The organism is Paraniabella hibiscisoli (assembly GCF_022512515.1).
GTDB classification, from domain to species: domain Bacteria; phylum Bacteroidota; class Bacteroidia; order Chitinophagales; family Chitinophagaceae; genus Niabella; species Niabella hibiscisoli.
In genome coordinates this window covers 3,192,238-3,213,564 of sequence record NZ_JAKWBK010000001.1, presented here as the reverse complement: position 1 = coordinate 3,213,564, position 21,327 = coordinate 3,192,238, and the positions used below count along the sequence as shown (strand labels likewise).

At 43.3% G+C, this 21,327-nt stretch carries 19 protein-coding genes and 4 pseudogenes; 1 reads left to right on the top strand and 22 read right to left on the bottom strand.

Annotated elements, in window-relative coordinates; translation table 11 throughout:
- Position 1: 1 nt before the first annotated feature.
- The 21 genes and pseudogenes from MKP07_RS20025 to MKP07_RS19940 all read right to left on the bottom strand — a co-directional run bounded on the left by MKP07_RS20025 (position 2) and on the right by MKP07_RS19940 (position 19,956).
- Entirely contained in the window at positions 2 to 1,117 is a 1,116-nt protein-coding gene (locus MKP07_RS20025) for a DUF4982 domain-containing protein (RefSeq protein WP_240848756.1), read from the bottom strand.
- Complete coding sequence (locus MKP07_RS20020) at positions 1,102 to 2,103, bottom strand: sugar-binding domain-containing protein (protein WP_240848755.1); 1,002 nt, start codon at positions 2,101 to 2,103, stop codon at positions 1,102 to 1,104. Before MKP07_RS20020 ends, MKP07_RS20025 begins: the two co-directional genes overlap by 16 nt.
- A 92-nt stretch (positions 2,104 to 2,195) precedes the next feature.
- Positions 2,196 to 3,112: pseudogene (locus MKP07_RS42785) on the bottom strand (serine hydrolase).
- 98 nt (positions 3,113 to 3,210) lie between these two features.
- Complete coding sequence (locus MKP07_RS20010; protein WP_240848754.1) at positions 3,211 to 3,987, bottom strand: rhamnogalacturonan acetylesterase; 777 nt, start codon at positions 3,985 to 3,987, stop codon at positions 3,211 to 3,213.
- Between the two features lie 218 nt (positions 3,988 to 4,205).
- The gene (locus MKP07_RS20005; RefSeq protein ID WP_240848753.1) at positions 4,206 to 4,997 is read right to left on the bottom strand and encodes a glycoside hydrolase family 43 protein; all 792 of its coding nucleotides are present in this window, start codon (positions 4,995 to 4,997) and stop codon (positions 4,206 to 4,208) included.
- Positions 4,994 to 6,001 (bottom strand): family 43 glycosylhydrolase, encoded by a 1,008-nt coding sequence (locus MKP07_RS20000; RefSeq protein ID WP_240848752.1) that lies wholly within the window; start codon positions 5,999 to 6,001, stop codon positions 4,994 to 4,996. The genes MKP07_RS20005 and MKP07_RS20000 overlap by 4 nt, the downstream gene beginning before the upstream one ends.
- Before the next feature lie 32 nt (positions 6,002 to 6,033).
- On the bottom strand, positions 6,034 to 6,357 hold the full coding sequence (locus MKP07_RS19995; protein WP_240848751.1) for a hypothetical protein: 324 nt from the start codon (positions 6,355 to 6,357) through the stop codon (positions 6,034 to 6,036).
- A complete protein-coding gene (locus MKP07_RS19990) occupies positions 6,354 to 7,661 on the bottom strand; it encodes a family 43 glycosylhydrolase (protein ID WP_240848750.1) in 1,308 nt (435 codons plus the stop codon). The genes MKP07_RS19995 and MKP07_RS19990 overlap by 4 nt, the downstream gene beginning before the upstream one ends.
- A gap of 5 nt (positions 7,662 to 7,666) precedes the next feature.
- On the bottom strand, positions 7,667 to 8,173 hold the full coding sequence (locus MKP07_RS19985; RefSeq protein ID WP_394803678.1) for a glycosylhydrolase-like jelly roll fold domain-containing protein: 507 nt from the start codon (positions 8,171 to 8,173) through the stop codon (positions 7,667 to 7,669).
- 11 nt (positions 8,174 to 8,184) lie between these two features.
- Positions 8,185 to 9,581, bottom strand: a pseudogene (locus MKP07_RS39075) (glycosyl hydrolase); the annotation flags it as partial.
- Positions 9,485 to 10,456, bottom strand: coding sequence for a glycosyl hydrolase (locus MKP07_RS39070; protein WP_262919832.1), 972 nt, complete (start codon positions 10,454 to 10,456; stop codon positions 9,485 to 9,487). The gene MKP07_RS39070 and the pseudogene MKP07_RS39075, both read right to left, overlap by 97 nt.
- A gap of 258 nt (positions 10,457 to 10,714) precedes the next feature.
- A complete protein-coding gene (locus tag MKP07_RS19975; protein ID WP_240850957.1) occupies positions 10,715 to 11,608 on the bottom strand; it encodes a RagB/SusD family nutrient uptake outer membrane protein in 894 nt (297 codons plus the stop codon).
- A 428-nt stretch (positions 11,609 to 12,036) separates the two neighbouring features.
- Positions 12,037 to 12,714 (bottom strand): annotated as a pseudogene (locus MKP07_RS19970) (RagB/SusD family nutrient uptake outer membrane protein); the annotation flags it as partial.
- Positions 12,715 to 12,743: 29 nt separating this feature from the next.
- Complete coding sequence (locus MKP07_RS19965; protein WP_262919831.1) at positions 12,744 to 14,951, bottom strand: SusC/RagA family TonB-linked outer membrane protein; 2,208 nt, start codon at positions 14,949 to 14,951, stop codon at positions 12,744 to 12,746.
- Positions 14,945 to 15,988 carry a TonB-dependent receptor plug domain-containing protein gene (locus MKP07_RS19960; protein WP_240848748.1) on the bottom strand — a complete coding sequence of 348 codons (1,044 nt, stop codon included), beginning with the start codon at positions 15,986 to 15,988 and terminating at the stop codon, positions 14,945 to 14,947. Before MKP07_RS19960 ends, MKP07_RS19965 begins: the two co-directional genes overlap by 7 nt.
- A gap of 228 nt (positions 15,989 to 16,216) precedes the next feature.
- Positions 16,217 to 17,572: a glycoside hydrolase family 88/105 protein gene (locus MKP07_RS19955; RefSeq protein ID WP_240848747.1), complete on the bottom strand. Its 1,356-nt coding sequence runs from the start codon at positions 17,570 to 17,572 to the stop codon at positions 16,217 to 16,219.
- 43 nt (positions 17,573 to 17,615) lie between these two features.
- Complete coding sequence (rhaM, locus tag MKP07_RS19950; protein WP_240848746.1) at positions 17,616 to 17,930, bottom strand: L-rhamnose mutarotase; 315 nt, start codon at positions 17,928 to 17,930, stop codon at positions 17,616 to 17,618.
- Between the two features lie 70 nt (positions 17,931 to 18,000).
- The gene (locus MKP07_RS39065; RefSeq protein ID WP_317235863.1) at positions 18,001 to 18,531 is read right to left on the bottom strand and encodes a sulfatase/phosphatase domain-containing protein; all 531 of its coding nucleotides are present in this window, start codon (positions 18,529 to 18,531) and stop codon (positions 18,001 to 18,003) included.
- A gap of 5 nt (positions 18,532 to 18,536) precedes the next feature.
- The gene (locus tag MKP07_RS39060; protein WP_262919385.1) at positions 18,537 to 18,773 is read right to left on the bottom strand and encodes a sulfatase-like hydrolase/transferase; all 237 of its coding nucleotides are present in this window, start codon (positions 18,771 to 18,773) and stop codon (positions 18,537 to 18,539) included.
- A gap of 100 nt (positions 18,774 to 18,873) precedes the next feature.
- Positions 18,874 to 19,352, bottom strand: a pseudogene (locus MKP07_RS39055) (sulfatase-like hydrolase/transferase); the annotation flags it as partial.
- 136 nt (positions 19,353 to 19,488) lie between these two features.
- On the bottom strand, positions 19,489 to 19,956 hold the full coding sequence (locus MKP07_RS19940) for a universal stress protein (RefSeq protein WP_240848745.1): 468 nt from the start codon (positions 19,954 to 19,956) through the stop codon (positions 19,489 to 19,491).
- Between the two features lie 78 nt (positions 19,957 to 20,034).
- On the opposite strand from MKP07_RS19940, the gene MKP07_RS19935 reads away from it, so the two are divergent.
- On the top strand, positions 20,035 to 20,550 hold the full coding sequence (locus MKP07_RS19935; RefSeq protein ID WP_240848744.1) for a DinB family protein: 516 nt from the start codon (positions 20,035 to 20,037) through the stop codon (positions 20,548 to 20,550).
- A 9-nt stretch (positions 20,551 to 20,559) separates the two neighbouring features.
- Here MKP07_RS19935 and MKP07_RS19930 read toward each other — a convergent pair whose 3' ends face one another.
- Complete coding sequence (locus MKP07_RS19930) at positions 20,560 to 21,324, bottom strand: TIGR03915 family putative DNA repair protein (RefSeq protein WP_240848743.1); 765 nt, start codon at positions 21,322 to 21,324, stop codon at positions 20,560 to 20,562.
- Positions 21,325 to 21,327: the final 3 nt, after the last annotated feature.

Below are 21,327 nucleotides of genomic sequence, written 5' to 3'. Positions count from 1 at the left end.
GCTATTGTATGCTCTGCAGCCGCTTTCCGTCTTTACTGAATGCCACCACTTTTATGGTTCCCGGTTCATACTTTATATCATTCCACATTAACCGGTAGCGGTTTTGTGGTGTAGCGCTATGCTTCCTTTGAATACCCATGCTCTTACCATTCAAAAACAATTCAGCGCTATCGTAACTGGTATATACAAATACCGGCGTCACTTCCCCCTCTCTGCCCTTCTCAGAAGGATTTCCTGCAGACCAGTTCCAATGGGGTAATATATGCAATGTAGGAGACTGGGTGTTCCAGCGGCTACGGTATAGATAATATCGATCTTTGGGCAGACCGGCCAAATCGTTGATACCGAAATAGGAACTACGTGCAGGCCACTTATCATCATAAGGTGTAGGCTCTCCCAAATAATCAAAACCAGTCCATACAAACTCTCCGATCACCCATGGCTTATCGTCCTGCATTACAAAATCATCATCAGGCAGGTTCGACCAGCTACAATATTCCAGGTCGTAGGAAGAGGACTGATGATCCTCATATTGCTTCTGAGCTGCTTTTATAACCGGGAACTTATACACTCCCCGCGAACTCACCGTAGACGCTGTTTCCGAACCTAATAAGAAACCCTGGGGAAAGGTTCTATAAGCCTCTTCATATAATTTAAGCCGGTAGTTTAAGCCGGGAATATCCAACACTGCACCAAATCCAAACTTCATAGCATTCTGCACCTGATCCATACCCACTGTTACCGGTCGTGTAGGATCTTCCCTGTGAAAAATATCCTGTATACGTTTAGCTCTTTTAGCACCTTCAAACCCATACTGATCAGGAACTTCATTGCCGGCACTCCACATAACAATACTTGGATGATTGCGCGTTGCCTGCACCAGGTTCGCCACATCCTGCTCCATGTCCTTTTCAAAATAAAGATGGTAACCATTCTTTACTTTGGGGCGGGCCCACTCATCAAAGCTTTCGGCCAGGAACATGAAGCCCATTTCATCGCAAAGTTCGAGCTGTTCCAGAGACGGCATATTATGCGAGCTTCGTATCGCATCACAGCCCATATCCTTTAAGATCTGAAGTTGTCTCCTGAGCGCAGCCTTATTTACTGCCGCTCCCAAAGGCCCGAGATCGTGATGCAGACAAACCCCTTAAACTTTCTTGTAACTCCATTTAACTGGAAACCTTTATCCGCAGTATAGCTGATGGTGCGGATACCAAAAACAGTACTTACTTCATCTTTCAGCTCGTTGCCTGTATATAACCTCGATATGGCTCGGTATAGCACAGGTGTTTCGGGGCTCCAAAAACGAGGCTGCATAACAGCAATATCCTGCTCAAACTCATTATTAAAATTTTTCCGGATCGTGTCGCTGGCTACGCGTTTCCCCTGATCATCTATAATATCAGTTACCAAAAAACTATTGGGAGCCGATGCCCTGGTTTTGATTTTAACCTTTGCCTCACCGGCTGTCACTGAAGGCGTGGTAATATAGGTACCCCATTGATCAATGCTTTCTTCATTTTTAACGATGACAGAAACTTTCCTGTACAAACCCGCGCCCGGATACCAACGTGAGGATTCGCCTTTATTGTTCAAGTGAACAGAAAGTAGGTTTTTATACCCGGGTCGCACCTGGTTGGTTATATCAAAATAAAAATAACTATAACCGTAATTCCATTCACCTACCTTAGTTCCATTAATATACACCTGCGGTTCGCTCATAGCGCCTTCAAATAGCAGGATAACCTTCTTACCAGCATTAAAATCCGGCAACTCAAATTCCTTCCTATACCAGCCTTCGCCTATATACGGCAGTGAGCCGGTACGGCCTGTTTTCTCGGTTGCCACTTTTTCTCCGTTCTGTTCTATGGCTACTACCTGCTTATCAATCTCTTTATCAAAGGGACCATATATAGCCCAGTCGTGTGGTACAGATACCGTTTGCCAGTTTTTGTCATTAAATGAGAGGCCCAAAATCCCATCCTGCTTCAAGCGGGAGAACTTCCATCCCTCAGTAAGAACCTGTACAGACCGAACCTGCCCGTTACTTACTAAAACAGGTATACAAAACAACGCCAAGAACAAGGTCCTGATACATTTCATAAACACACTAAATTTAATACTATAAACATTTTAATAACGCACAAAAGTGCGGTCAGATCTGAACGCTGCTCTAACCCCGTCGCCGGTTTAACTCAATCTATAGGGGAATAGCTTTTAAACGCGTGTTTAGGTTCATAATGGTTCCAGATCAAAGCAGCTATCTTTCTCGTAAGCACTTCAGCCTCGTTGGAATTTGTCCAGCTTTGATCCTTATTATTTTTCGTGAGCACACAAAAAACAATATCCCCGCCAGGTGCATTAACTAATACCACTTCCCCACGCGCCTCATTCACCGATCCGGTTTTGGAGATCGCATTGACCGTTGAAGGAAACTGGGATAGGGATCTTCCATTGTAAAACTGATTTTTCAGGTATCTGTACATCTTGTCCGAATAACGGGCATCAATCACTTTTCCATCCCGGATCAGTTGAAACAGCTTTGACATTTCCCGGGAGTTGTCTGCCCCCAGCCATACTTCTTCCAGATATCAAGACGCCCCTCGGTGCGGGAGTTCACTTTAGTATTTTTTAATCCCAGGTCATCCATCACTTTATTAATAGCGATACCGCCTCCGCTCAATTGCTGCAACCAAATCGAAGTAATATTATCGCTATAAGTCAGCATCAATGAGATCATAGTAGACAGGTCGGTTGTAGCACTATCCTTATAAAACTGCATCAGTCCAGAACCGCCGTAAAGACGGGAAGTGTCGTAAACAAACTCCTGCGATAGCTTTAATGCTCCTTTTGATATTTTATCAAACACTCCTGCTAAAATCGGCACTTTTACAATACTTGCGGTTGGGAAAACAGTATCTGCATTAATAGCTACTTCTTTATTCCTTTTCAGGTGATGCACATAAACACCAATTTCTCCATTAAAACCGGCGACTTCTTTTCTGATCAAGGCATCCAGCTTTTTATCCACTTTTTGGCATACTGCAGCCGAAAAATACACACAAATACGAGTAAGAAAGTTATTCTCATAAAATAAGCTATTAAGTTCCATCAAAGATAGCTGTGATCATCTAAGAGAACAACAGGCAAAGTCTGCATAGATTCACCTTCTTCAAATTAATCCTAACTGGGATCATCAGCATTGCGGCCTTACTGTTTTAAGTACTTTTTAAGATCACTATCATTTAATGCCTTAATGCCCTCAACTACTTTGGCTGCATTTAATGTGGAGCCCTCCTTATTGGGGTGTGTATGATCCTTCGGGAAAAATTTGTCAACCTCATCAGCTCCCATTGTATCGTAAGCATCAGCAATCAGTGCATTCAGATCAATAAACAAAGCATGTTCTTCAGCTGCTACCTGCTTAGACCAAAGCCCATAATCCTGGTCGCCACGTTTTGTTTTACCATCCTTGAAGTTATTTCTTGGAACCGGTGAACATACTATAGGAACAGCGCCTTTTTCTTTGGCTTCGCGAATGTACCGGCGCATATAATGCCCGTAGGTATAAACCGTTTCGTTGATCTTCCTGATAGGATTATAAATATCCTTGCTCTCAGTGCCGATACCTTTAATGGTACCTCTAGCCCTTGATGTATCATCCAAAGGACCAGCGTCGTTGTGTCCAAACTGCATCAAGACATAATCTCCTTTTTTTAAGGTTTTTAAAATAGTATCCCACCTGCCTTCTGTAATAAAGGTCCTACTGCTCCTGCCTCCAATTGCCCTATTTTCAATACTGATACGAGTCGAATCAAAATAGCTATCAATCAAACTACCCCATCCCCAAAGGGCATCACTACCTTTACCACTACCGTTTTTCACGGTTGAGTCTCCAATAATATACAATACCGGTTTCTCTCTGAACGCTACGAAAGAGAGCGATACCAGGGAACAGCCTAACAGTATATAAATTAACTTTTTCATTCTCGTTTTGTATTTTATAAATTTTAATAATAACGCTATAGATAATCTTTATAACGGATTACCGATTGTTCTTAAACCAGCTATCAAACTCTTTTTGAGTAATTGTAAAAACAGTCCCATGCCGGAGTCCTTTGGGCATGCTTACCTGGTCAGATATATCTTTCCAGTTTTTCAAATCGGTTGAAGAAACCGCTCCATACCGGTGGTCTCTATACTTATCAAAATATACAATCCACTCTTTCCCTTTTATCAATACGGTTGGTCCTTCTGCCCAATAGTTGCCCGTGATGGGTACAGAGGGCGTAGAATAACTTTTTATGAATATTTTTACTGGTTGCTATTTTAATATTCTTTTCTGCTACGGGTAGTTTGGTTTCATCTTTCAGAAACATGATATACTGGCCCTTGTTCTGCTGAATAGTGGCATCGATTACTGTAAATCCCTTATCGTATAAAACTTCTGCTTTGGTAAACGTTTTAAAATCTTTTGTAAAAACATAATACATCCGGTGATTATATTTGCCGTCGCCCGAAGAGTCTGTTTGGGGATACTTACCAGGTATGGTTGTTGCCCAGTAGATCATGTACTGTTTTTTCTTTTCATCGTAACTGATCTCCGGCGCCCAGCAGTTTAAAGCATTCACATCTTCCATTAGAGGTATATACCGTTGTTCGCTCCAGTTCACCAGGTCTTTTGACGAGGCATAACCGATCCCCTTCTCATTCCAACTAACCGTCCATACCATATGAAACAAACCGTCAGCTCCCCTTATGATGCAAGGATCACGCATCAGCTTATCTTTACCTGCCGTTGGTTTCAAGAAGGATTCATCTTTATTCAAAGCCTCCCATTTATAACCATCCTTGCTATAAGCCAGGTGTAAACCATCTTGCCCGTTATTTTTAAAATAGCTAAACATATATACGGGCGACTGAGCATTTAGCCTGCCTACCAGTGCCATCACACTCCACAGCAATAAGAGCTTTATCTTCATTATTTTTATTTTCACTTCTTAGTTTTTAAAGGTTTTAATTGAACAATAACCGGTTCATCTCTGTCGCAGGTCACTTCTCCGTTCCTGTATTTTAATGCTGCTACCTGTATCACACTTCTCTTATCATCAAAGCTTCCTTTTTCTGCCGGCAGATCTTTTCTCCGGCCAGGATGCGTGAAATAATATACATAGGCTTTATCACCATTTACCACCACATCGCAATGTCCCCCTATAGCCTGGTCATCTTTACCCCTTCCCGGATGCTCTAATATACGCGAAGCCTGTTTTTTCCAGTTCAACAGATCGTTGGAGGAAAAGACTTCCATTCCTTTCCAGGCGTCAATGATCATAAAATACTGGTTTTTCCAATAAAAGACCTTCGGCCCTTCCCCTCTTGCGGCAATTGCCTTTCCCTTATCTTCCCAATGAAACAGATCTTTGCTATCAGCATAATAAATGCTTTTGCCGTCTTTTTCATTATTATACCACATACGCCAAAGAAAATCACTGACTTTGTAAACGCACGCATCGATAACTTTTTCATTTACCAGCTTTAATACTGATTGATAATCCCAGTTTTTCAAATCAGTGCTGGTAAGATGTACGATTACCCGCGGATGCGACCAGTCGCTAAAGGTACCCGGAACATAAGTAAGGTACATATGCCAGGTGCCTTTATGCTCAATAATTTCGGGTGCCCAATGGGTATATCCGGGATCGGGCCGGTAATTTATATTCGCAGTGTCCAGGTAATGCCATGTTTTCCCGTCTTTACTTGTGGCAATGCCAATCCGCGTTCCATGTACCCATTGTACAGTTGAATCTTTTATGGAAGCGCGCCGGTTGGTGTAAAACATCCACCAGCTTTGCTTTTGCCTGTTATAAATAATAACCGGGTCGGCAGCGCCGTGATATATAGGGTCATCATATAAAGGTTTGGGCGCAGCAGTATTCTTTTGCGCTAATGCAGCGGTATACACTACCAGTAGCAAAACCAGTAAGGTCCCCGTTCTTTTCAACCTGAAATCAGTTATTTGTTTTTTCCCGCATATCATAAACCTGTATTCATTATTAAGGTTACATCATCAACGATGCAAAAACCATGAGCAGCACCCTCCCCTATAAATCCTATCTCTACCTGCCCTCCGGTTACTTTGATCTTCTCGATCCGGATCTTTTTCCAACTCTCATCGGCAGTAATATAATTCAAAGCCGGGTGTGCATGCTTGCTTTGCGCATACATTTTAATTTTGGCTGTTCCCGGGCTACACCTGATCATAGCGGTGAGCGTGTATAACCCATCCTTCAGCGCAACATAAGGTGTTGAACTGATCACCTGCGACACCGTCCGTTTAAATGGAATCTTGTCGCTCATGTAAAGGCTTTTTCTCCGGTCACTACTCTTCTGTCGGCTTGCTTATTGAAGTAATTCAAAACCGGCGAACTACTGCTATCTAAAGACACTTTATTACCTTGCAGCACTTCTGTTGTCCAACCCAGCAATTCAGTCTGCACTGGCTTTACATGACTTGGGATACGGTTGCGGTCTGCCTCAAAACTCCCATTCGATACATAGTTATTATCTGCCGCCACTTGCCACGAACCTGTCAATACATCCAGGTTCCAGGAACTTAAAGAATTAAAATAAGGAACCCCGTTTTTAAAAGACAGAGGGAACCACTGATTGTATCCCAATCCATTTCCTGCAAAATTGGCCCAGCGATCACCACAGTATAATACCGTTTCTGTTTGGCTACCTTTTACGTTAACAAAAAAGCCGGTTTGGGTCACATGTGCGTAATCCCGCTCACTGCCTTCTATTACCTGCATATAATTTACCGGCAAATAAGGCCCACGTATATCATCAGCCACCAGGTGGTAAGCGTATGAAGCATCCCAGCCATAAATATTCGAGGCAGCCATATAGTATTTACCGTGGTATTTAAACATACAATTCCCTTCACGGCTGGCGCCCTTAAATATTTCCTTACAATCCAGTAAACCTACTTTACCATTCTTTACGCCAATTTCAGATATATAGATACGGTTGCGGCCCCTCCCATAAGAATAAACCAGGTAAGATGTACCGGTGTCAGGATCTGTAAAAACGGTCTGATCGCCAGTATTGGGTGTACCTATGATCGGCTTCATGTCAATCAACTGGTGCCAGCTAAAGGTGCCCGCAGGTTTATCAGCAAGCGCCACCAATACCTGGTTGCCAAACTGAACAAACATGGCGTACTGCTTCAACTCTTGCACGTATGCTACACCTAAACGGCCTACCCAGGTAACTTTGTTCGTCTTTTCCAGATCTTCCCGCGTTACCACATTGCCTTCAGCCTTCCAATTCACCAAATCAGTTGATGAGTAACAGGTCACCGCCTCAAAAGTAGCATTGGGTAAGGTTACCGAAGGATCCCGCCGGTATTGATCTGCCTCTTTATAATGCACGCCATACCAATAGTATTTTTCAATCTTTGTAGCGGGATCTTTAAACCTGAAGATGCCACCACCCTGACTGTAAATCGGTTGCCCCTCTTTGGTATTCCAAAATGTATCATTCTTAATAGGCTGCATCTGCGCAAGGCTAACTGCACCGTTCCCAAAATACAAGCCAGCGAACAACAACATTCTAACGGCTGTAGGATTCAATAATCGTATCAGTTTTAATGGTAGCAATCTATTTATTTTAAGGGTGTTAAACTTACAGGACCTGAAAGTCCGGAGGGAAGCGGTTTCCAATGTGCCGCGCTGAATAAACCATCTTTCAAGTTCTCTGCTTTCCTGGCTGGCATGTTAGTATTGTAAAATATCTTCCAGGCCATACTATTACGATCCATATAAGCAATGCGATTAGCCATTAAATTGGCCACCACTATTTCCAGTTTATTGGTTGATTGTAATGCAGTAGCAGGTATCAGCGTTGTATAAGACGGGCCTATTAAAGTAGCTATCCATTTGCCATTAAGCAGCACTTCTGCCGTTTCATTTACCTTACCCAGGTTTAATAGATAACTGGCGGCTTCACCCGATGGTTTATTAAACTGAATGGTATACTTTGCCAACCCGGAAAAATTTCTAACCGCATCATTGTCAAGATTGGTCCAGGAGCCTAACTCATTCATCACCGTTGAAGAAGGCAAAGCAGGTCCTCCGCTAAGAAACTCCAGCTTCCATTGACCTTTTAAAATCTGAGCCTGGCCTACAATATCTCTATAAGGGAATACTGCACCTGTTTTTTTGACTGATAAGATTCAATAATTATCGATGCATGCGGCTCCAGTTGTACCCTTACTTCAACACTGCCATCTCTACCTGGCCTGATCCGCGCCATTCCTTTTGCCTCACTAGCAGGATCGAATAAAGCAGCCGTAGTAGCTTTATCCGACAGCTTTATCCACTCTTCTAATGAGCGGTTGCTACGATTATTTACAAAATAAAAATGGCCCTCTTTGTTTTTGCGGCGTAACATATAAACAGAATCAGCGGAAGGCTTTTCCTGTCTTGCTTTTGCCAAGCGGGCTAGTTCACTAAGATCATCACTTAAATATACCCGTCCCCGCCCCAATTTAGCCGCTCGTACAGTTTGCACCTGATCAAAATGTAAAGCAGATAGTAATGCTTTTAATGTGGCGGTTCTTTCTTCCGATTTATAAAGTCCGGGTACATTTTGAGGCAGCTGCCGGTGCACTAACAAAGTTGCACCTTCCTTTACAAGGCGGAGTATTGCAGCCATCGATGTTTCTTGGATCCGATCTATAGCTGGCAGCAAAATAGCCTTAAATTGGTTGCCCCCGGTGACCACATTGTTGTTCTGAAATTTGAATTGTTGTAGCTGCCTGTCTGAGAAGAAATCAAAACTATATCCCTTTTCAATCATTTCTTTTGAAACATGCTCGAAATCGGTGTTTACAAAATTCTTTTCCATCCCATCAAAATGCTGCAAGAGTGTATTGCCTGGTTGCGCATACCGGTCTGCAATGGGATAATAAAGTAATAGGTCATTATCTGGCCGACCGCTTTGCAGGAAGGATTGCACCCTGGCTACGTATTGGTTTAGGGCATGAAAATGTTTCCATTGCGGATTTTCCGGTTGAAAATGAACAGCAGCATAAAACAACCAGCCTGGCCATTTGGCTTCTTGCGGAGAGTATTCGGTTCCGTGATAGAATATGTGATTTACACCTCCCAGGAAAAAAGATCCAATGCCTTTTTTACATCACCCCAGGAAGATAAAAAATGTTCATTGAGCCAGGTAGCCGATTCGGAAGATACCAGAGGCTTTCCCATAACATTTGCCGCCGAAGTAGCAAATTTAAACCGGAGCACATCGTTACCCTCTGTTTCAGGTATATCCACAACACCATATAGATCTAATGTATTAGCCGGAGAACCATGACTTTGATTGCGCAGCATTTTGCCTTTATTGCCTGCCCATTTTTTCCATTCCCGGGTAAAGTTTTCCAGTAAAAGCTCATCGATCACCGACCGGTAATCATAAACTACTCTTGCGCTTCTCTCATCGTTTGATTTACTAAGCAACGCAGGTAGTTCTGTACGCAGATCATAGCTTTTACGTTTATAAAACTCATCGAAAAATTCAGGTGTCCAGTTGGCCTCTCCGCGTGCATCATCCACCTCGTAGGAGTCATTAAAAAAGAGCGAAGATAACTGATATCATATCCTTTAAAAGCTTCGTCAAAATTTTTGAAATAGTTTTGGGCGGCCCTCTTTGAAAAATGATCTATAGCATATCCTTCTCCACCGGGAGCCGCTCTTTCTACCATTTTACCATGAAGGCCCTCAAATAAAGCATACAAAGTCCATTTGCCCGATCCGGAGGGAGCCTTCCACTGGAGTCTGCCATCAGCTGAAACCTTACTGGTAAGATCTAAAGATTTCGAATGCTGATTGTAAGCCATCAAAGTCACCAACGGCAATTTCCCCGCAAACTGTACCTGGTCCAGGGCCAGCTCCTGCAAATTTTTATTTTGGGTTACCGGATTTTGAACAGACCCTATCGCCAGTTTTTTACCGTTGGCGGTACGCACAAAACCCTCCCGTTCAAAACTCACTGGTTCGGTTAACTGACCAGCTCCTTCTACTGTATATACTTTATGATAAATGGCTTTGCTGGCGTCCTCATCTTTCACCCAGGGACCTCCAAAAGGCCAGCCTGTGCCATTGGCCAGGTCTACACCAAGACCCAAACGCCTACTTTCCTTTAAAGTATGGGAAAACAACTGCATCCACCTGGGAGAGAGAAAATCCACGAAGTTTTTTTCTTCACCATAAATCCCATAGATAGGTGTTATTTCTACTCCACCCAGGCCTGCTTTTTGATATTGATCCAGGTTCCAGCTAAGCCCTTTCTCATTTACAGCGCTCCCTTCCCACCACCAGCGGGTCCAGGGCTTATGTTGTTGACGAATAACGGGCCAGGCAAGCTGGGCTTTTACTTCGCCGAAAATCATCAATATCAAAACAGTGCTATATAGCAAATGCCGAAAATCTTTCCCTTTAAAAATCATAAATACTTTTTAGCATTTTGAAAATGGCTGTTGTATCCCTGTCGCCGCGAACCCAAAGCAATCATTCTTTATCAATTTACGATAAGCGTCCTCGTAAAATTAAGGTTCTGCAACGAACAGCAATCCTGAACTATCCTGTGGATAAAGCAAAAAAAATGCCGCTATTTTAAAGCGACATTTTCATTCGTACTATTTAATGGGTTAGTATCCGGGGTTCTGATAATTTTTCATCTGATCTGGCGACATCGGTTGTCCGCCAATTTGCTGGGCTACCATTTGCAGGTAAGGGATCGGCCTGCGTTTATGGAAGGTGGCAAATGAAGGACTAATATCCGCATTATACAGTTTGGTTCTATCAAACAGCGTTTCGGTACGTACCAGGTCCTCCCATCTGAAAAATTCTCCGCATAACTCGCGGGTTCTTTCATTCAACATAAAATGAATAAACCGGTCAGTACTTGATGTTACGGTTGAAGGATACAGCTCGCTGGGCGCATTGGTGGTAAACAATGTAGTAGTGGCCGTATTACCAGCTTCTGTGTTGGCTAAATTGTTAGGGCCACCCATGTATTGCCATATCTGCGGACTACGTGCTTCATTGGCTTTATAGGCAGCCCGCTGGCGAAGCCTGTTTACGTAAATTAAGGCATTGGTATAATCCCCTTTTCTGCCGTAGGCTTCTGCTATGATCAGGTAGGTTTCTGCCAACCTTGCGTAAGTACCGTTCCGGATTCCCTTGGCCTCGTTGTTAGTGTTCGTTAAGCGGATCGGATCAGAAAACTTCCACATAGTAAGATACTTATTGTTATTAAAATCAGTGGTGATGGCACCACCCGCTGTAGTTTGTTTATTTCTTGCAAACACCGCGTAATAACGCATAGCCGAAATCTGAGAGGTCAATAGCGGCAGATTGGGCGGATTTACAATGTATATGCCGGCGGTATCACCCAGCATAACCTTGGGTAAATTAACCAGCCCTGGAGCCGGTGCATTTGCCGCTGTCCAATACAGTGCAGGAGATGCGCTTTGTGCAGGTATGGCAGCATTGCGGTAATAAACGGTCTGGAAGGTTTTAAAAAACCTGGAATCATTGATCTTGTCAAAAATATCGATGGTATAATCTGTTGGGCGTAGCCTTCTGAAAGGCCGGCCGTTAAAAAATCTCTAACCATGCCGGTTACCCCCGCATCGTACTGCGACGGATAAAAAAGATGGGTTTGATTATTAGCACCGCTACCTACCAGCAATAAATTGGAGCTGAACTGCGCCGCAAAAATAATTTCATTACTCGCATTATTGGCTTCTATTTTTGCCTTGCTGCTAAGAGGTGCAGCACCTACCTGGCCGAGAGGAGCTATTGTGCCATCAGGATATGCCGCATTAAACAGATTGCCGAAATCAGCTTCTAAAACGTGGCCGCTGTTTAATATTACATCGTTCGCATAATAAATAGCGCTATCCATATCGGTGGCTTTTTGTCCCCGCTGCTCCGTAACCGCACTTCCCCGGGTCAGGTACACTTTGGCCAGATAATGATTTACCATTGCTTTTGTAATGCGTCCACGATCTGCGGTTGTGTAACGCCAGGGAAGGCTAGGCACGGCACTTGCCGCCCTTAGATCAGTAATTATTTGAGCATACACATCAGCTTCGCTGGCCCGTGGAAACTCGTACTGTGCTTCCTTTGGAACTGTTAGTACAAGCGGAACGCCTCCTAACTGTTGTAACAAATGAAAATAGTAGAATGCCCTCAATCCTTTCAGCTCGGCTATCCTTAGATCTTTTTTAGCCTGCGTACCCAAAGTAGTAGACGCCGGATTATCGTAAACCGAAATGAGCTCTATACCCTGATTACAGCGACGTATACCCGCATAATTATTAGCCCATAATCCGTCAACAAAAAGATCATTGGCGTTGAGATTCGCATCATAATCATTATACCTCACATTATTAAACTGATCCCCCTCACGAAATTCGTCTGTTCCAAAATTGGACATGGCGTAAGACTGCTCACCGGTAAACTTCCACTGCAAGGGAGCGTAGGCTGACTTTACAAGGTCTTCCAGACCTGCATCTGTTTTATAATAATCTTCTGTCAGCGTGCTTACCAACTCTTCCTTTATAAACTTGTTGCAAGATATTACCCCCGTTAATAAAAGAATAATAACGGTGCATTTTATATATAGTATTAGATTCTTCATTGTATTACTTTTTAGCCTTTATAAAAAACTTACAGATCAACTCTTACACCTACCACATAACTTTTGAAACTATAGGAGTTCGGTCCTACCTGGCTGGTGGTATTTCCAGGAAACTCCCTGTAGGGAACTGTTTCGGGATCATAATCCTTATCTCCGTTATGTATCAGGAAGGGATTAACCGCTGTTACATACAGGGCAAGATTATTAGCATGCATTTTAGAAGTAAGTGTTTTGGGCAATCGATAAGTAAGTGTAATATTCCTTACCCGTATAAAAGTAGCTTTCCTGTAAGTAAGTGCCTCCCAATAAAGGGGAATATCACTGGTTTGAGTGGGTTGCTGGTAATCGTTAGAGGGGTTAGAGGGGGTCCAGTAATCAACGCGGTTAGATTGGTAGCGACCTACCAAACCCGGCCTGGGTACACGGTACAATCCACCTACCCTGAAGTAAGTAAGAAAGTTGAGCTCAAAATCTTTGTAAGAAAATGTATTATTGATACTAGCTATAAAATCAGGGTTATGAGAGCCCAACACTACCTTATCTGCATTACTAAAAGTGGAATCACCGTTAGCGTCGAGGATCTTTATTTTACCCGGTAAAAATGCCGTATTGGTTTTGCCGTTTTTGATCCAGTACAATGAAGACAAAATACCTCCGCTGGCGGTATCGCTGTATTGAAAAATGCCTTCTTTTTTATAGCTCCAGTAAACCTGCAAAGGTTGATTTAATATCCAAAGATTAGCAAAGTTACTGTTACCCGAACCATCAATGTCTACCAGTTTTTCGATGTTCCTCGTGAACATAAAATCGGTACTCCATTTAAAATCAGCCTTATCTATATTCCTGGTACTTAATGCTACTTCAATACCCCTGTTGTTTACTTTACCCAGATTCACCGACAGATAGCCTACTCCATTCGCGGCCGGTATCGATTTATCCTGCAGTTGGTTAACCGTGTTAGTATTATACAAATCAATGGTACCGGTAACCCTATTGTTCAAAATGCCAAATTCTATACCGAAGTTGGCAGTAGTGGTTTTCTCCCATGTAAGCGTTGGAACGGCAAAAGTAGCAGGCGCTGCGCCGATGGCAGGTGTACCATTACCCCAGCTATAACTGGTAGATGCCAATGGTCCCCCGGTGCGATAAGGAGCTATAGACGCATTACCCACGGTACCAATACCCAGTCTCAGCTTTGCATAATCGAATATATTCTGTGATGCGAAAAATCCTTCTCTATCCAACTGCCAGGCCAATGAAGCCGACGGGAACCAGGCACCGGTACTGTTAACTGCAAATACGGAAGAGTTATCGTAACGGTTGCTTAACGTTAACAAATACTTGCTCCTGAAACCATACTCTACCCTTGCCATGTAAGACAAATATTTAGCTTCGGCGAAATTACCGCTACCGGTAACTGTGGCATCTGTGTTCTTTTGCAATGAGTACCATTTCTGAGATTCAAAAATCAGATTATTAGCGCTCATGGTAGCCGTGTCGGTCCTGTTCAGGCTTTGCATTTCATGTAACAAGGTAACATTAATGGAGTGATCTGATTTGATAGTTGTATTATAGGTTAAAATATTATCATATACCCAGGATGAACTGCGAACATCTGTTCTGGATGCATTAGCCGGGCTTCCCAACCTGATGGAAGACTGCGCACCATTGAACGTCCCCCTGTTTGAATTGCGAATATCAGCACCGAACATCGTCCTGTACTTAAGCCCCTTGAATAAAGTAACTTCGGCATATACATTACCAAAAACCCGGTTGGCCTTGGTTTGATCCATCACCGTGTTACGGTCATTAATAGCGCTTACAATTTGCTGATCTCTATTGGGGAACAGCACAAAATTTCCCGCACTGTCATAGGGTGTAACCAGCGGTATCATTCCATTCGCATTGCCATAAGAGCTGGTACTGGTATTCGTAATACTATGTATAAAATTAATAGAGGTACCAAAATTCAGGAATTTGGTGGGTTTGAAATCTACCGAATTACCGATGGAATAACGCGTATAATCCTGGGCATACTCAATACCCGTTTGTTTAAAATAACCAGCGTTCAGCGAAGACCTGATCTTATCACTTCCTCCTGTTACCGAAATACTGTGATTATCGGTAGCGCCATTTCTTAAACCTACTTCATTCTGCCAATCGAAGCTTTTTACTTTTGAAGGATCGTACATATCAATACTATCCAGTTGAGAGGTGATACCTAATCCTCTTAACAATGCTTTTTCCGCATCTGTTGTCGGGCGTTTACGTGCTCTGAAGACATTATTGGCCGGATCATAGACATCCCAGGTATAGGCATCTTTAACTGAGTTCCATTGTTCAATGCTGCCAAAACGCGTCCAGAACAAGGCAATATCATTAGCAGCTGTAGGGTAATAGTACAATGGATTGGTAGCGGAGGCAGTACCCCTGTTGGCGGTATATTGCCGGTCAGCAAAAAAGCCTGTCTCCAGGCATCAGCTATGCCGGGGCCGTCATATATGGGTGATTGCCTGATGATCTGGTCAACCGATTTACTCCCCATATAGGTTACATTTACTTTACCTGCCTTACCTTTTTTGGTAGTGATCTGCACCACACCATTAGCGCCGCGTACACCATAGACAGCGGTTGCCGACGCGTCTTTCAAAATATCTATTGATTCAATATCGGCAGGGTTCATATCATCGATGGTGTAGGTTACAGGGAATCCATCAACTACGTACAGCGGCTCATTACTGGCATTAAGGGACCGGTTACCCCGAATGCGGATGGTACTTCCGGAACCGGGCCTAAAGCTATTCGGCGTTGATACCACCCCGCTTACCCGGCCTTGCAAAGCTTGTGTAAGATTGGTAACCGGTACACTACGCAGGTCATCTCCACCCACTGAGGCAATAGCGCCTGTAACATCACTTTTCTTACGGGTTCCATAGCCTACCACTACCACCTGGTCCATTTCTGCCGCCTTCTGCCGGAGCACCACATTCAACTGCGGCTGATTTACAGTTACTTCCTGTGTTTCGTAACCTACGCTGGAAATAACCAAGACACTGTTCATGGCTACGTCAATGGTAAACTCGCCCTCCGATCCCGTAGCGACTGTAAGGGTTCCTCCTTTTACCTGCACCGAAGCCCCTACCACAGGTTTGGCATTTTCGTCTAATACTGTACCTGTAATTTTCGTTGTTTGCTGGGCCAGTAATACAAGAGGACTTAGCCAGAAAAATATTGCGCACAGCAATAAGCAACAAGAATACTTGCTTCTTTTCATATGACTGTTTTGTTTGGTTTAAATTAAATAATCGTTAGAAGTACTATACAATGTAATCAATAAAAAAGTTCAACTGTCCTGAACCATCCTGCTCCAAGTCACAACTAACTCATTTGCATACAAAACTTTTTGAAAATATTTCGCCACCTGTTTTACCCGAATTACGAGGCATAAAAAAGCGCGCCTTCAATAGCGCACTGAAAAATATATACTGTTGAGAATTACCGGTTACTTCATTTGTACAGCACTATCGTTTATTTCGAACGGGTGCTGTTTCAACATCCGGTAAACTTCAGCGCCAGCCAGTAATACCGGACCATAACCATGAGCTGCAAAATTATTTACAGGTCTGTAATAATAAAATGCCGGATCAAAGCCCATACCAGTTCCCACACAGGTCCCTTCCACCTGTCCGTCGCCTGTAACCTTGGTTGCTACAGCATTCCATGCCAGTATCACCATGGGTCCGTAAGCCTTTGCATCCAACCATCCCTTATTGATGGCACGCGCTATACAATAGGCATAGATAGCTGTAGCTGATGTTTCGAGGTATGAATCGTTTTTATTCAGAAGCTGATGCCAGAAGCCTTTCTTGTCCTGCAAAACAGCCAGACCTGCAGCATGTTTTTTCAACATTTCCAGAACCTGTTTTTTTCCCGGGTGCGAATCGGGCAAAGCATCTAATAATTCAATCTTTGTCATAATAGCCCAGCCATTAGCACGCGCCCAGTGAAACTGGGGATGCGGGTCCATACCCTGCACCCAACCATGCATGTATAAATTATTGTCTTTATTAAACATGCGGCCTGCAAACAATTGGTATTGCTTTACTGCTTCATCAAAGTATTTATTATCACCCGTCAATTTCCCCATTTGAGCCAGTGCCGGGAGGCTCATATAAAGATCATCCAACCAAAGCGTATTAGGCAGGGGCCGATTGCGAGCCAAAGTACCATCGCTTAGCCGGAACTCCCTGGTCATGATATAGTTAATGAAATTATCCACCATAGGTCTTACTACTTCAGCCCTAGCACCTGCCTGCATAGCTTTAATCATAGCCGCACATAAGGAGCCGGCATCATCCAGGGCATGAGGTTGCAAAACTGATCTGACCGGAGTGGCCATATCCGCCTGTTTCACCTGTAAGCCTTTATAATGTTTTACCACATCGCCTAAAAAATTAATCCGGTTAACAGAATACTGCGCATACCGCTTATCCCCGGTGGCCGCCGAAGCCTCCAGCATGCCGGTATAAGTTACGCCCCATTCGTAGCTGGTGAGCCTGAAATCCCCCTTTTTTAAAATAGCATTTTCACCGGCTTTTGACAACTCAACCAGGCCTTCAGTCTGTTTATCCGCCAGGCTGGCTGGTGTTACAGCATTGAGGTAGTTATAAACACGATCTAAAACCACCTTCACTTTCTCAGGAGTCGCTTCGCCATAAGGTATATCATAATCCGGTTTCATCAGGTGCAGCGGCATTGTAGCATCATTGCCTTTACCGCTCACGTATTGGGCAGATACGGAGACTGCCGTAGACATCAGCCATCCCGCCAAAAGGGTTATTTTAATTTGACCGGCCATTATTATTCATTTTTGGTTTAAGTATGGAAAAATTTAAAAAACGCTAAGGCATATAAAACACCTCTTTCAGAGGAATCGACAAGGGTGCGTTGTTGGGATGCGTCTCCATAATATCGGCCATATAAGCCCACCACCTTTGCATAACTGCATGCGAAGGCAATCCATCCATCGTTTTACCTTCCTCCAGTTTTAATACACCCAGTAAGTCAAGGGTTTGTGGATCCAGGAATATCGCATAATCACTCACTCCGGTCTCATGTAAAAGCTGGCTTAACTCCGGCCATATTTCATCATGACGTCTTTGGTACTCCGTTTCAAATCCGGGAAGCAATTTCATTTTAAAAGCAATGCGTTGCATACAATTGGTTTTCTGTTCAATAAAGGAAGCGCGAATAATGTATTTGGCATTTATCGCAGTCGTTACTTAATCAATAACAAAATAAAACTTCCTGCTCAACAGCGCATCCTGAACTATCCTGAAACAACCGCTCACTATTACTTCGAAGTATTCTTAAAAAAGGAAAGTCTTCGTTTTCAATGTGTTCTTTCTTCATAATGGCCGCAATACGGGCTGCAATTTCTGGGTGGGCGGCTGCTATATCGTGCTGCTCTGCCGGATCTGACTTCAGATCATACAATGCTACAGGTCCATCAGAATGGGTCATAGCATTCAAACGTATACCCTTCCACTTTCCCATACGAACGGCCTGCTTGCCCCCTTGCTCATGGAATTCCCAATATAAATAATCATGCTTCTTCTGCTGGCGCCCCTTCAGCTCGGGAACAATAGATATTCCATCCGTTGGCGACGTAACCTTAACATCTGCCAGATCCGCAAAAGTGGGTAGCAGGTCCCAGAATGCTCCCGCAAAATCAGACTGACGACCCGCTTTTATAGTACCCGGCCACCACGCAATAAAGGGAGTTCGAACACCTCCCTCGTAAAGATCACGTTTCACGCCTTTTAATCCAGCACTGCTATTGAAGAACACAGGATCATTCCCCCTTCTTTGTGAGGCCCGTTGTCACTGGCAAAAAGTATTAAAGTATTGTCGGCAATGCTCAAAGCTTCAACCTGCTTCCTGACATCTCCAACATATTGATCTAACCGGCTTACCATGGCTGCATAAGCGGCGTGCGGATAAGCCTGAGGCTGGTAGCCTTTCCTCCCATCCTGCTGCGATAGCAACCGGCTTTTCATCAAAGGCTTTTATATAATATGCCAGTAAAGAATCATTAGCGGGCAATTGTAAAGCTGCATGGGGAAGCGTATAAGAGAGAAAAAGAAAAAATGGTTGCTGGCTATTTTTTTGAATAAATTGTTGAGCCTTTTCATGAATAAGCTGTGCGGCGTAAACAGTTTGTTGCGCATTGCTATTGGGCAAAGATACTTTGGTGTTATTATGCCACAAATGCTCAGGGAAGTAATCATGCGCCAGCGACTGGCAATTGTAACCATAAAATTCATCAAAGCCTTGCTTATTAGGATCGCCACTGGTCCCCACAAAACCTAATCCCCATTTTCCAAAATCACCGGTTGTATATCCTGCTTTTTCAAAAGCCCGGCTATCGTAACTGTACCTTGGGGTAATGGCCACTGACCTTCTGGTTTCGTAGCTTTATTACCACGGATCGGCGTATGCCCGGTATGTTGCCCGGTCATTAAGGAGGAACGGGAAGGAGCACACACCGAAGTGCCTGTATAAAACTGGTTAAAATGCATTCCCTCGCGGGCCAGGCGATCGAGGTTGGGAGTGCGTATCTTTTGTTGTCCATACACTCCGAGGTCGCCCACACCCAAGTCATCTGCCAGTATCAAAATGATATTGGGCTTTTTTGCTGCGCATGCAATTCTTTAAAACTCCCTGTCACAAAAACAGGCAATATCAGTAGCCATCTCCATCTCATGTAATAAATTATTTATGTTCAACAGTGGGGATTACTAATATAGGTATTTGAGCCTCATGTAATATTCTCACCGAAGTTTCACCGTTCAGCAATCTCGACAAACCACTATGCTGATGAGTTCCGATTACGATCATATCAGCGCCAGCTTCCGTGGCATAATTAACTACTTCATCCTCCACCAGGCCAAAAAGAACTTTTCTGATCACCTCTCCTGATTTTAGCTGAACTTCAATTTTATCCAATTTTTCATTGGCGATATTTTTATGCGTTTCTATTAAATCAAGTTCATTAGGAAGCAGCGCAGTTTCCATCCCAGCCAATGGGTCTACCAGGTTCGTAGCAATATAAGTACCTACGGGAGCTACCACATGAACCAGGTGCAAGCTTGCTCCAAACTTATCAGCCATTTCTACGGCCTTATTTACAATTAACTCAGTTTGCCCCTGCAAATCCAAAGCTGTAATAATATTTTTCATACTCAGTATTTTAAAATACCATAAACTATGGTAGATTTTGAAATTCGGCTTACTTTAGTCCTGTATAAAGCTACTACTTTGAAACAAGATAAAGAAGTTTGGTTAAGAGGGGAAACTATTGATGGAATCACACCGCTCCTTCAGCCGGTTGCCCATGCAATGCTACAGGCCGGTGAAGAACTTGCAATTATTATGCAAAACTTCCCTGATAATTTGTTGTGGAGCAAACCAGCGGGTTGTGCTTCTCCCGGATTTCATTTATTGCATATTGCCGGCGTACTGGACCGCCTGCTTACTTACGCTGAAGGTAATAAACTGACTGAGGCCCAATTGGAATATCTGAAGCAGGAAACAGAAGCTCCCGACCTGTCCGTTTCAGCTCTTGAACACCAATGCCAACAACAGATTCAAGCGACATTAAATCGTTTAAAGCATTTTTCACCGGGCATTCTTACTCATCAACGCTCCGTTGGAAGAGCGGCTTTGCCCTCAACAATTATAGGACTTTGCACGCATGCAGCCGAACATACCATGCGGCATATCGGACAACTGATGGTTACCGTAAAGGTTTTGAAATATCAATCGCCTTTCTGATTTATTAGATTAAATCTGCTTTTCAGTAAGATACTTCCAATACCTTTTAGGCACATGCCGTACATGCAATCGGGTATTTTTCCTGGAGGCAATATTGGTGCTTTTAAAATAATCCTGCCATAACGCTGCATATAAAGCCTCCTGTTCATCTAAGGTAACGGCGTCTGCAGGTACTACACCAGATGAAATGTCTAATACATTTAATTCAATTTCGCTAAGATTCTGTTTATCATAATAAGCACCATACCTGCGCTTATTATCGTAGATCAGCCACTGCTGATCTGCATATCTATCTTTAAAAAACCGGGTTATCAATGGCAACACATTAAAGTCGGGTTCCATGGTAGCAAAATATAACTGATCTTTACTCTTCTGAAAACGTATGAAAGCCTTCATCCTGTGCTTTTCACGCTCTACCTTTTTAGCAGTCTGGGTGATAAAGAGAATATCACCATCACCGTAATTACCCATCACCTCACCACTCTTGCGAAATACATCTACCATTAACCCGAATAATTTATTATACACTTCAGGTATCTCAGACAAATACGCTACATATATCTTTCTTGCTTCAATAGCAGGTAACCGCTTCATAAGACCGTTCCAAACTCTCCTGGCACAATCATCATTGGTATTCACATGGTGTATGATACCGAAAACAGAGTTTTGGTGGCTGGCAGATACATACAGCCTTGCGTTAAAGTCCTTTCTTTCGAAACAATCAAATACTGCGGTCAACAGTCCTTTAAAACTCGCATCAAAAAGATAATCCATATA

What these genes read in the sequence shown, in the direction of transcription:
- MKP07_RS19930 (WP_240848743.1), bottom strand. Translation starts at nt 21,324, where the DNA reads ATGGATTATCTTTTTGATGCGAGTTTTAAAGGACTGTTGACCGCAGTA.
- MKP07_RS19955 (WP_240848747.1), bottom strand. Translation starts at nt 17,572, where the DNA reads ATGGCCGGTCAAATTAAAATAACCCTTTTGGCGGGATGGCTGATGTCT.
- MKP07_RS19995 (WP_240848751.1), bottom strand. Translation starts at nt 6,357, where the DNA reads ATGAGCGACAAGATTCCATTTAAACGGACGGTGTCGCAGGTGATCAGT.
- MKP07_RS39070 (WP_262919832.1), bottom strand. Translation starts at nt 10,456, where the DNA reads ATGATTTTCGGCGAAGTAAAAGCCCAGCTTGCCTGGCCCGTTATTCGT.
- MKP07_RS20020 (WP_240848755.1), bottom strand. Translation starts at nt 2,103, where the DNA reads ATGAAATGTATCAGGACCTTGTTCTTGGCGTTGTTTTGTATACCTGTT.
- MKP07_RS20010 (WP_240848754.1), bottom strand. Translation starts at nt 3,987, where the DNA reads ATGAAAAAGTTAATTTATATACTGTTAGGCTGTTCCCTGGTATCGCTC.
- MKP07_RS19940 (WP_240848745.1), bottom strand. Translation starts at nt 19,956, where the DNA reads ATGAAAAATATTATTACAGCTTTGGATTTGCAGGGGCAAACTGAGTTA.
- MKP07_RS19960 (WP_240848748.1), bottom strand. Translation starts at nt 15,988, where the DNA reads ATGAAAAGAAGCAAGTATTCTTGTTGCTTATTGCTGTGCGCAATATTT.
- rhaM (WP_240848746.1), bottom strand. Translation starts at nt 17,930, where the DNA reads ATGCAACGCATTGCTTTTAAAATGAAATTGCTTCCCGGATTTGAAACG.
- MKP07_RS39060 (WP_262919385.1), bottom strand. Translation starts at nt 18,773, where the DNA reads ATGAAAAGCCGGTTGCTATCGCAGCAGGATGGGAGGAAAGGCTACCAG.